Raw genomic sequence first — 10824 nt, 5'->3', positions numbered from 1 at the left:
GTCAGCCGGAGCCCGGCCCGCCGCGCAGGACGCCCAGGCGCTGCCGGTACTCGTCGGGGTCGATCTCGCCGCGGGCCAGCCGCTCGGCGAGGACCTGTTCGGGGGTGGGACGGTCCGGGGTGGGCCGGTCCGGGGTGGGCCGGTCGGTGGCGCCGGTGGGCGGCGGGGCCGTGGGGTGGTGCTGGGTCGTGCGACCGACGTACCTGACCAGGGCGACCACACCGACGGCCAGGAGCGCCCAGAAGAGCAGCATGCTCACGGTCATCAGGCCGATGCCCCAGCCGTTCATTCCATGATCGTTCCAGTACATCATCACGGGCTCCTCGGCCGGTGGGTGAGGCTGCTGCTGCCTCACCTCCACCGTGCGGCCCGGTCCCGGATCCGCGCTTGGGCCTATCGGTCCGATCGCCGGGGTCCGACGGCCGTGATCGCGGCGCTCACTGCGGGCGCTGGTGGTGGTGCTCGGGCTGCTCCGCGTGGGCGGCGAGGACGGCGGCCTGGAGGCGTCGTTCGACGCCGAGCTTGGCGAGCAGGCGCGAGACGTGGTTCTTCACGGTCTTCTCGGCGAGGTACAGCTCCTGGCCGATCTGGCGGTTGGTCTTCCCCTCGCCGACGAGGGCGAGGATCTCCCGTTCACGCGGTGTGAGACCGGCGAGGGCCGCGTCCGCCTCGCTCTCCTCGTGGTGGCGCAGGCTCTCCATCAGCTTGCGGGTGGTAGCGGGATCGAGCATCGACTGGCCGGAGGCCACCGTCCGTACCGCGCTCACCAGGTCCGCGCCCTTGACCTGCTTCAGCACGTAGCCGGCCGCGCCGGCCATGATCGCGTCGAGCAGGGCGTCGTCGTCGTCGAAGGAGGTCAGCATGAGACAGACCAGGTCGGGCATCCGGTCGCGGAGCTCCCGGCAGACGGTGACGCCGTCGCCGTCCGGCAGGCGGACGTCGAGGACGGCGACGTCCGGGCGCAGCGCCGGTACCCGGGCGATGGCCTGCGCGCAGGTGCCCGCCTCGCCGACGACCTCGATGTCGGGCTCGGCCTCCAGCAGGTCACGGACACCGCGCCGGACCACCTCGTGGTCGTCCAGCAGGAACACCCGTACGGGCTGGGGCGTGTCCATGTCCTGGCTCCCTGGGTGTGCGCGGGCGGCGACATCACCGATTCTGCGCGCCCGGACCTGCCCGCGCACCGCGGTCGGCCGCGCGGTTCGGCGGCGACCGGTCTGCTCAGGCCGCCGCGGCGAGCCGTAGTTCGACGCCCACGACGCCCGGGACGGAACGCACCAGCCGTGCCAGGACCGGCGCGGAGAGGGCGTCGGGCAGGTCGCCGGACAGGGTGATCCGGCCGTTCTCGGAGCGGACGTCGGTGTTCACGGCGGCGGCCGGACCGAGGGTGGCGACCAGCTCGAAGCGGACCCGGTCGGCGAGCTCGCGGTCGTCGTCGAGGTAGACCTTCAGCAGGTCGCCCCGACTGACGATGCCCACCAGGTAGTCCTCGTCGTCCACGACCGGCAGCCGCTTGAGGTGGCCGCGGGCCATCGCCCGCGCCGCTTCGTTGATCGGGCTGCCGGGGTGCACGGTGACCGCCGGGACGGACATCATCCGCCCGGCCGTCAGGGCGTCGGCCCGCTCGCCGTCGCCGTCCCGGGCGGTGAGCAGGTCGGCCTCGGAGACCACTCCGACCACCCGGCCGTCGCCGGTCAGCACGGGGACCGCGCTGACCCGCCAGCGCTGCAGGGTGTCGGCGATCTCGCGGAAGTCCGCGTCGCGGCCCACGGCCACGACCGCGTGGGTCATCACGTCGGCGACGGTGCTCGGTGCGTTGATCACGGTGGCCTCCTAGGACGCCGCGCGGTAGGCGCGGGGGTGTTCCACGGCTGGGTCGGTGTCGTCCTCGGTCCAGTCGAGGGTGTGGTGGACCGCGACCACTCCGTCCACTCCGCGGCAGAGCTGCTCGGCGATCGGGATCAGGCTCCGGCGCGGCAGCCGCCCCCTCAGGGTGACCACGCCGTCGTCGACCGCCACCTGGACGTCCCCCGGGGCGAGCCAGAGGGTCTGGCCGAGCACGTCGTGGGCGATCTCGTCCCGGATGGCCGCGTCGTGGCGCAGGAAGACCTCCAGCAGGTCGCGGCGGCTGACGATGCCGACCAGACGGCCCACCTCGTCCACCACGGGCAGACGCTTGACCTTGTGCTTGTCCATGGCCCGGGCGGCCTCGGGAACCGACCAGCCTGGGCGGGCGGTGACGGCGGGGCTGGTCATCAGCCCGCCGGCGGTCTCGGCCTCCGCGCGGGCACGGTCCTTCGCGTCCAGCCAGCGGCCCGGAAAACGACCCTCCGGATCCGGCAGCACGGCCTCCTTGCGGAGCAGGTCGGCCTCGGACACCATGCCCAGCGGCCGGCCCTGATCGTCGATCACCGGGATCGCGGTGATGTCGTTGCGGTGGAACAGTGCCGCGACCTCCTTGAACGCCGTGTCGGGCCTGGCGGTGACGACCTCGTGGGTCATCACGTCGTTGACGCTGCGGTGCTGCATCGTCCTCACTCCTCCTGAGGTGGTCCCGCCTCCAATGTCCGCTCGTCGGAGGGCGCCGGACAGGGCCGGACGGTCCATGCCGCCGGGTACGGTTCGGCCCAGGACAACACTGCCGAACGGCGGGACGATGGGACCCCGAGTCCCGCTGGAGGCGGCCATGGCGACGGACATCACGACGGCCACCGGCGAACGCCGACCGAAGCCCCGGCCGGGCCTGCTGACGTTCCTCGGCGGCGTGGGCACCGTCACCGGCAGCAAGTTCCTGGTCGAGACCGACCGCGCCCGCCTGATGATCGACTGCGGCCTGTTCCAGGGCCTGGCCGAGCTGCGCCGCCGCAACCGGCGCCCGCTCCCCCTGGACCCCGCCGACGTCCAGGCCGTCGTACTCACCCACGCCCACCTGGACCACTGCGGGTACCTTCCCCGACTCGTCCGCGACGGTTTCCGCGGACCGGTCCTCACCACCCCCGACACCGCGCGCATCGCCGAACTGATCCTGCGCGACAGTGCCCACCTGCAGCAGGAGGAGGCCGACCACGCCAACGAACACGGCTGGTCCAAGCACCGTCCGGCCCAGCCGCTCTACGACGACAAGGACGTCGAGAACGCGCTGCGCATGTTCGACCCCGTCCCGCTGGACACCGACGTGGAGGTCACCGCCGGCACCGTGCTCCGCCTGCACCGGGCCGGGCACATCCTCGGCTCCGCCTGGGCCCACCTGACCCTGGAGGACGGCCACACCCTCGCCGCCAGCGGCGACCTCGGCCGCCCAGTCCACCCGCTGCTACGCCCGCCCGAGCCGTTCACCGGCGCCGACGTGCTGCTCATGGAATCCACCTACGGAAACCGGCACCACGAGGAGACCGCCGCACGCGAGTGGTTCGCCCAAGCGCTGGAACGCACCCTGGCTCGCGGCGGCACCGTCGTGATCCCGTCCTTCGCCGTCGACCGCACCGAGGTCGTGCTGCACCAGCTCACCGAGCTTCGACGCACCGGCCGACTACCGGCCGACGTCCCCGTCTACGTGGACAGCCCGATGGCGCTGGCCACCCTGCAGATCTACCGGGAGGCCTTCGCCGACGGCTCCGCCCAGCTGCGCCCCGACATCGTCGCCCAGGGCCCGAGTGCCCTGGACCCGCAGCCGTTCACCCTGATCCGCTCCCTCCAGGAATCACTCGGCCTGCAGCACGCGCACGGACCCGCCGTCATCGTCTCCGCCTCCGGCATGGCCACCGGCGGCCGCGTCGTCCACCACCTCGCCCGCCTGCTCCCGGACGCCCGCAACACCGTCGTCGTGGTGGGCTACGCCGCCGCCGGCACCCGCGCCCGGGACCTGGTCGACGGTTCCCGCGCCCTGAAGATGTACGGCACCTACGTCCCGGTGCGTGCCGAGGTCGTGAACGTGCCCGCATTCTCCGCGCACGCCGACGCCGCCGAGATCGTCGAATGGCTGCGCCCGGCACCACCGCCCAGCGCGGTCTACCTCGTCCACGGCGAGCCCGAGGGCTCGGAGGCGCTGCGGGACCGGATCGACCGCGAACTCGGCTGGACGGCCGTGGTGCCGCGTTCGGGCGAGCGGGTGCTCGTCCGCTGACCCGAGCCGACGTACGGAGGCCGGGCGGTCGGGCAGGATCGGAGGGCGGGAAGGTGTCGCGAGGCATGCCGGACGCCCTGCTTCGCGGTGGTCACTCCCCCTCGGCGACCGCCGGGCGCCGTAGCCGCCGCAGGTAGGGGTCGAAGGACGGCCGGCGTTCCAGGCGGACCCGGGCGTCCACGCAGACGGCGCCGTCCGGGCGGACGATGACCGGGTTGAGGTCGGCCTCGACGACCTCCGGGAAGTCCTCGGCGAGCCGGGACAGCCGGGCGAGGACGGACCGGACCGCGGCGAGGTCCGCGGGCGGTGCCCCGCCGGTTCCCGACAGCAGCGCCGCGCAACGGAGCTCGGTGACCATGGTGGTCAGGTCGCGCTCGCTCAGCGGGGCGAGCCGGGCCGCCCGGTCGGCCAGGACATCCGCGGCGGTGCCGCCCATCCCGAGCACGATGAGCGGGCCGAAGACCTGGTCCTGGACGACGCCCGCGAGGAGCTCGATGCCGGGCGCGGCCATCGGCTGGACCACGGCTCCGGCCAACTCCGCGCCGAACCGCCGAGCGAACTCCCGGTACACGGAGCGCACTTCGGCATCGGTGGCGAGACCGGTGCGGACGGCGCCCAGCGCGCTCTTGTGCACCTGACCGGGCCAGTACGCCTTCAGCGCCGCCCTCCCCTCGTGCCCGAGCCGGCGCAGCCCCCTCGCGGCTGCGACCGCCGCGTGCTCGTCGCGTGCCCACACCGAGGTGATCAACGGCAGCCCGTAGGCCTCCAGCAGGTCTGCGGTCGACAGCGGATCGAGCCAGCCGCCCTCGGGGTGGACGGCGAGGTAGCGGTCGACCAGGCTGCCCGCAGTGCGCCGGTCGCAGTCGGGCGGGTCCGCCTCGGCGGAGGCCGGTTCGGCGAGCCACCGGGCGCGGTCCCGGGCGTGACCGAGGGCACGTGCCGCAGCGACGCTGTCCGAGTAGACCGGCAGCACGCCCCCGTCGGCGCACGTCCGGTAGCACACGGGCACCTGCTGGTCGAGCAGGACGGCGGCGATCGGGATGCGGCGCCGGGCCGGCCCCTCGAGCAGGGCGTACACCGGATCGCGGTCGGGGGTGACGCCGAGCGCCGTCGGCACCAGGCACACCAGGATCGCGTCGATGCCCGGCTCACGCTCCAATGCCCTGAGGAGGTGGGTGAGTTCGACCGGGGTCACCGCCGCCGTGGTGTCCACCGGGTTGCGCACGGAGGCACCGGGTGGCAGCAGGTCAGCGAGGCCTACCGGGAGTTCCGGCAGGAGTAGCCCGGCATCGGCGCAGGCGTCCGCGGCCAGGATGCCGATGCCGCCGGCGTTCGACACCACGGCGACCGCACCCCGCGGAGCGGGCAGCGGCTGGGCGTGCAACAGGGCGGCGGCCTCGACGAGTTCATCGATGCTTCGCGTAGCCGTGATGCCGGCCTGCCGGAACAGCGCCTCCCGGGTGACGGTCGGCGTGGCGGCGGCCGCGGTGTGCGAGGCCGCGCCCCGGCGGCCGGCGGTGGAACGTCCGGCGTCCACGGTCAGCACCGGGATCGTCCGGGTCACCCGGCGGGCGGTGCGGCCGAAGGCGCGCGGGCTGCCGAAGGACTCCAGGTGCAGCAGCGCGAGGTCGGTGCGGTCGTCGGCCTCCCACCACTGGAGCAGGTCGTTTCCGCTGACGTCGTACTTGTCGCCGAGCGAGACGAAGCTCGACACCCCGATGCCCAGCCAGGCCAGCCGCTGGAGCAGGGCGATCCCCACGCCACCGCTCTGCACGGCGATCCCGGCGCTGCCGGGCCTGGGGAACGCGCCGCCGAACTCGGCGTCCAGCCGGACGGCCGGATCGGTCTGGGCCATGCCCAGGCTGTTCGGCCCGACCACGCGCATGCTGTGCCGGCGGCAGGCCCTCATCAGCCCGCGGGCCTGGTGCGCATCGAGCCCGGAGGTGAGCACCACCAGCGCGCGCACCCCGACGGCGCCGCACTCCTCGGCCACCTCCGGGACGGCGCCGGCGGGTACGGCCAGCACGACGAGGTCCGGCACGGCGGGCAGCGCGCGGACGGATGGGAATGCGGGCCGGCCGTCGATCTCCCCGGCGCGCGGGTTGACCGCCCACACCTCGCCCGCGAAGCCGGCCCGCCGGATCCTCGCGAGGACGGTGCGCCCCACCGAGCCCGACCGCCGGGACACCCCCACCACCGCGACGGAGGCCGGCTGCAGCAGCCCCGCCAGACTCGCGACATCGGCACGGCGGCCGCGTTCATCCACGGCCGAGCGGTACCGCTCGTCACGCTCGTCCAGCGGCACCCGGATCCTCACCTCGCCCTGCGCGTAGCGGCGCTCGACCGGCAGCCCCAGGTCGGCGAAGACCCGGTGGACGGCCCGGTTGCCGAACAGCATGTCGGCCTCGAAGAAGCGGATCCCGCGCTGCCGGGCAGCGTGCACCAGGTGCTCCAGCAGCAGAGTGGCCGCGCCCCGGCCGTGCCAGCGATCGGCCACCACGAGTGCCAGCTCCGCCGTCTCCGGGGGCTCGTCCAGCACCTCGCAGTCCGCCTCGCCGACCAGTTCCTCCCCCGCCCAGGCCCCGAACCCCAGCAGGCCGGACCGCGGAGGCCCGCACAACCGGTCGGCGGCCTGCTCGGGTGCGTTGCGGCTGACCCCGAAGAACCGCATCCGACGGCTCTCCTCGGACATCCCGGCCGTGTGCAGGTCGAGGACCGCTCGGTGATCGTCGGGGCCGAGCGGACGGATCTCGACGGTGGTGCCGTCGGCCAGCAGGGCCTCGGCGGTGCTGTGCGGCTGCTGCACGGTGGACATGGCGGATCTCCTCGGCCGTCGCCGTTCTCCCCTTCAGCTTCCGCTCCCACCCTTCGTTCCGGGAGGGCCGACCGGCCCAGCCAGGGGGCTCCGGTCCTGCGGCAGCCGCGCTCGACGGCCCCGGAAACACACCGACCGGACAGCGGGCTGGACGTGGCGACGCGCGGCCCGGCGGCGCGGTGCGCAGACTGGGAGGCAGGCCGGTCGGCACGGAGGTGGTGAGGTGGCAGCGCACACCACAGAGGGCTATCCGGTCATGCCGGACCCGTGGACCCTCCGCTACCGGGGCTTCGACCCCGCCGAGGAGGGGCTGCGGGAGGCCCTGTGCGCGGTCGGCAACGGCTACGTGGTCACCCGGGGCGCCGCACCCGAGTCGGTCGCCGACGGCGTCCACTACCCGGGGACGTACCTGGCCGGCTGCTACGACCGCGCGGAGTCGACGGTCTCGGGGCGGGTGGTGAGCAACGAGGACCTGGTCAACTGCCCGAACTGGCTGCCGCTGACCTTCCGCCCGTCCGGCGGCGTCCGGTTCGCCGGCCCGCCCGCCGAACAGACCCTGGAGCTGGACCTGCGCCGGGGCGTGCTGACCCGAACGGCGCTCGTGGTCGACGGCCAGGGGCGGCGGACCCGGTTGGTGCAGCGCCGCCTCGCCAGCCAGTCCCGCCCGCACCTCCTCGCCCTGGAAAGCACGTTCACCCCGGAGAACTGGTCCGGTCGGCTGGAGGTCCGCTCGGGTCTGGACGGCCGGGTCGCCAACACCGGCGTGCACCGTTACCGAGGGCTCACCGAGCGCCACCTCACCCCGGTCGGGCAGGGGGTGGACGAGGACGGGCTGCTCTGGATGGAGGTCGGCGCGGCGAACTCTCCGCTACGGATCGCCCTTTCCGCCCGGACGCGTTCGGACCGAGCGCAGGCGGCCACCGAGTGCCGCGAGGGCTGGACGGCCCACCTCCTCACCGTGGACGCCGAGTGCGGCCGGCCGGTCACGGTCGAGAAGACCGTGGCGCTGTACACCTCACGCGACCGGGCGATCGAGACCCCGCTGCGCGCCGCCCGGCTGCTCGCCGCCGAGGCCGGGCCCTTCGAGGAGCTGCTGTCCGAACACGCCCTGCGCTGGTCGGAGTTGTGGCGCCGCTGCCGGATCGAGGCCGACTTCGACGGCATCGCCCCGCTGCACCTGAACCTGTTCCACCTGCTCCAGACGTACTCCGAGCACTCCGTCGACCTCGACGTCGGCATCCCGGCCCGCGGGCTGCACGGGGAGGCCTACCGCGGCCACGTCTTCTGGGACGAGTTGTTCGTCCTGCGGCTGCTCAACCTCCGCTTCCCCGAACTCGCCCGCGCCGTGCTCCGCTACCGCCACCGCCGGCTGGACGCCGCCCGCCGGGAGGCCCACGAGGTCGGGCTGCACGGGGCGATGTACCCGTGGCAGAGCGCCGGCGACGGCCGGGAGGAGTCCCAGCAGCTGCACCTCAACCCGTTGTCCGGCCGTTGGCTGCCCGACCACAGCCACCTCCAGCGCCACGTCGGCTCGGCGGTCGCCTACAACGTCTGGCAGTACTACCAGGCCACCGGGGACCGGGACTTCCTCGCCTCGGCCGGCGCCGAGACGCTGCTGGAGATCGCCCGGTTCTGGTCCTCCGCCGCCACCTACGACCGGAGCCTCGGACACTGGTCGATCCGCGGTGTGCTCGGACCCGACGAGTACCACGACGCCTACCCCTGGGAGGACCGGCCGGGCCTGGACGACAACGCGTACACCAACGTGCTCGCCTCCTGGGTGCTGGCGCGGGCCCAGGACGCCCTGGACGTCCTGCCCGCCTACCGCCGCGACGAGCTGCGCGAGCGCCTCGCCCTCGACGCCCTGGAGCTGGACCGCTGGCGGGAGGTCGGGCGGCACCTGTACGTCCCCGTCCACGAGGGCGTCCTCAGCCAGTTCGCGGGCTACGAACGGCTCGACGAGCTCGACTGGACGGCCTACCGGCGCCGCTACCCCGACCTGCGCCGCCTGGACCGGATCCTGGAGGCCGAGGGCGACACGGTCAACCGGTACAAGGCGTCCAAGCAGGCCGACGTGCTGATGCTCTGGTTCCTGTTCTCCGCCCGTGAGGTCCGCGACCTGCTGCGCCGGCTCGGGCGTCCCGCCGGGCACGAGCTGCTGCGCCGGACGGCCGACTACTACCTGCGGCGCACCGTCCACGGCTCGACGCTCAGCTCGGTGGTGCACGCCTGGGTGCTCACCCGCTCCGACCGCCGGGCCTCCTGGCGGTTCTTCCGCGACTCCCTGGTGGCCGACCTGCGCGACAGCCAACGCGGCACCACGGCGGAGGGCGTTCACCTGGGTGCCATGGCGGGCGCGGTGGACCTGCTGCAGCGCTGCTACACCGGTCTGGAGGTCCGCGAGGACGCCCTCTGGCTCGACCCGCACCTGCCGTCCGCGCTCGGCCGGCTGGAGCTGGACCTGCGCTACCGGGGCCACTGGGGGCTCAGGGTCGCCGTCGACCACCAGTCGGTCACGGTGAGCCTGCGCGAGGACCGCCAGGAGCCGGTGGCGATCCGTCTGCGCGGCACGCAGGCCGTGATCCGGCCGGGCGAGACCCGCCGTTTCCACCTGTGAACGCGCCCCCTCACCGACGCCCGGACCAGCGCGGTTCGACCTGCTCCCAGGCCGACTCCCAGTCCGCCTCCGCCAGCCGCTCCAGCCGGTGGCGCCGCAGTACGAAGGCACCCTCCACCGTCAACCCGAGCACGGCGACCGTGCCGAGTCCGATCACGACGCTGTCCGACAGGATCCGCTCGGTCCCCTTGGGCTCACCGGCCGGCATTCCGGCGTCGTCGAGCCGGATCGGGACCGCCGCCCCGGCGGGGGTACCGACCGGGACCGGAATGCTTCCGGTTCCGGGGCCGGCCGGGTACGTCCAACCGGCCGGGGCGTGCGCCTGCGAGCTGCCCGCCCGCAGGCCGTCCGACAGCGCCGGCCCCGTGGTGACGGCGGTGACGGTGTGCCGGTGCCGGGCGGTCTGCTCCGCGGTGTGCGCCTCCGCGCGGAACACCGCCAGTGCCGCGACCGCCGCCACGACGAACGTGGCGAGGACCGTCACGGCCAGCCCGGTCACCAGGCGGCTGTACGCCCGGTCGAACGGGCGGCAGAGCGGATTGCGGTCCAGGCCGGCGGCCCGGCGGACATGCTGCCGCAGGGTCGTGCGGGAGGCCGGTTGCCTGTGCGGGGTGGCTGCGACGGACATGACCGCCTCCTCCGGGCCGGGGTGGCATGGCTCTCGTGGATCAGTCTTCCGGGCCCGCGTTCGTCGGCCGAGGGCCTGACGGCCCTGGTGCCGGGCCCGAAGGGTCCCTCACCGCGGGCTCACTCGTCCCCAGCCGGGCGGCCGGGGAACCGCCGCCGACCACGGGGCAGCACGGGAACCGGACGGACGACCGGGCGAGCGGCGCGCGCCCGTCCCGGCTGTGGCCGCTCCGGCGAGTTGCCCCGCGACGACGTCGGAGTCCTCCGCAGACCGACCGCCGGGGCCGAACGGTCCCGGGTCAGGGGCCATCCGGCCCCTGACCCACTCCGCAGGCGGTGGTCCCCTGGAGGTACGGACGGCCGGGCCGCCCCCGGCCCCCGCACCGAACCAGGGAGGCCGGCATGAGAGCCGCCGTGGGAGACCGCATCATCGTCCAGGGCACCAGGCCGGGCGCGGCCCGCAGGGACGGCGAGATCGTCGGGCTGCACCACCCGGACGGCAGCCCGCCGTACGACGTGCGCTGGTCCGACGACGGCCGGGTGACCGAGTACTTCCCCGGTCCGGACGCTCGGATCCACCACTTCGAGCACGAGGACACCTCCGCGCCCGCGCCGCCAGCCCTGCACCTCTTCGCCGACTGA

General features: G+C 74.2%; 9 protein-coding genes. 3 read left to right on the top strand and 6 right to left on the bottom strand.

Going from position 1 to position 10824, the window contains the following annotated elements; genetic code table 11:
* Window position 1: 1 nt before the first annotated feature.
* The 4 genes from AB0N04_RS14800 to AB0N04_RS14785 form a co-directional block, all read right to left on the bottom strand.
* Window positions 2–313 (bottom strand): SHOCT domain-containing protein, encoded by a 312-nt coding sequence (locus AB0N04_RS14800; RefSeq protein ID WP_360213297.1) that lies wholly within the window; start codon window positions 311–313, stop codon window positions 2–4.
* Window positions 314–437: 124 nt separating this feature from the next.
* Window positions 438–1115 (bottom strand): response regulator transcription factor, encoded by a 678-nt coding sequence (locus AB0N04_RS14795; protein ID WP_360213299.1) that lies wholly within the window; start codon window positions 1113–1115, stop codon window positions 438–440.
* A 106-nt stretch (window positions 1116–1221) separates the two neighbouring features.
* Window positions 1222–1824, bottom strand: coding sequence for a CBS domain-containing protein (locus tag AB0N04_RS14790; protein ID WP_360213301.1), 603 nt, complete (start codon window positions 1822–1824; stop codon window positions 1222–1224).
* Between the two features lie 9 nt (window positions 1825–1833).
* Complete coding sequence (locus AB0N04_RS14785; RefSeq protein WP_360213303.1) at window positions 1834–2529, bottom strand: CBS domain-containing protein; 696 nt, start codon at window positions 2527–2529, stop codon at window positions 1834–1836.
* 157 nt (window positions 2530–2686) lie between these two features.
* On the opposite strand from AB0N04_RS14785, the gene AB0N04_RS14780 reads away from it, so the two are divergent.
* Entirely contained in the window at window positions 2687–4123 is a 1437-nt protein-coding gene (locus AB0N04_RS14780; protein WP_360213305.1) for an MBL fold metallo-hydrolase, read from the top strand.
* A 91-nt stretch (window positions 4124–4214) separates the two neighbouring features.
* Here the strand turns inward: AB0N04_RS14780 and AB0N04_RS14775 are convergent, their stop codons facing one another.
* On the bottom strand, window positions 4215–6938 hold the full coding sequence (locus AB0N04_RS14775; RefSeq protein ID WP_360213307.1) for a GNAT family N-acetyltransferase: 2724 nt from the start codon (window positions 6936–6938) through the stop codon (window positions 4215–4217).
* Window positions 6939–7161: 223 nt separating this feature from the next.
* Between AB0N04_RS14775 and AB0N04_RS14770 the strand changes: the two genes are divergently transcribed.
* On the top strand, window positions 7162–9555 hold the full coding sequence (locus AB0N04_RS14770; protein WP_360213309.1) for a glycosyl hydrolase family 65 protein: 2394 nt from the start codon (window positions 7162–7164) through the stop codon (window positions 9553–9555).
* A gap of 10 nt (window positions 9556–9565) precedes the next feature.
* Here the strand turns inward: AB0N04_RS14770 and AB0N04_RS14765 are convergent, their stop codons facing one another.
* The gene (locus tag AB0N04_RS14765) at window positions 9566–10183 is read right to left on the bottom strand and encodes a hypothetical protein (RefSeq protein WP_360213311.1); all 618 of its coding nucleotides are present in this window, start codon (window positions 10181–10183) and stop codon (window positions 9566–9568) included.
* Window positions 10184–10584: 401 nt separating this feature from the next.
* Between AB0N04_RS14765 and AB0N04_RS14760 the strand changes: the two genes are divergently transcribed.
* Window positions 10585–10824, top strand: a complete 240-nt coding sequence (locus AB0N04_RS14760) for a DUF1918 domain-containing protein (RefSeq protein WP_360213313.1) — start codon at window positions 10585–10587, stop codon at window positions 10822–10824.

Source organism: Kitasatospora sp. NPDC051702 (assembly GCF_040681575.1).
GTDB lineage: Bacteria > Actinomycetota > Actinomycetes > Streptomycetales > Streptomycetaceae > Kitasatospora.
This window is presented reverse-complemented; position numbering and strand designations above follow the sequence as displayed.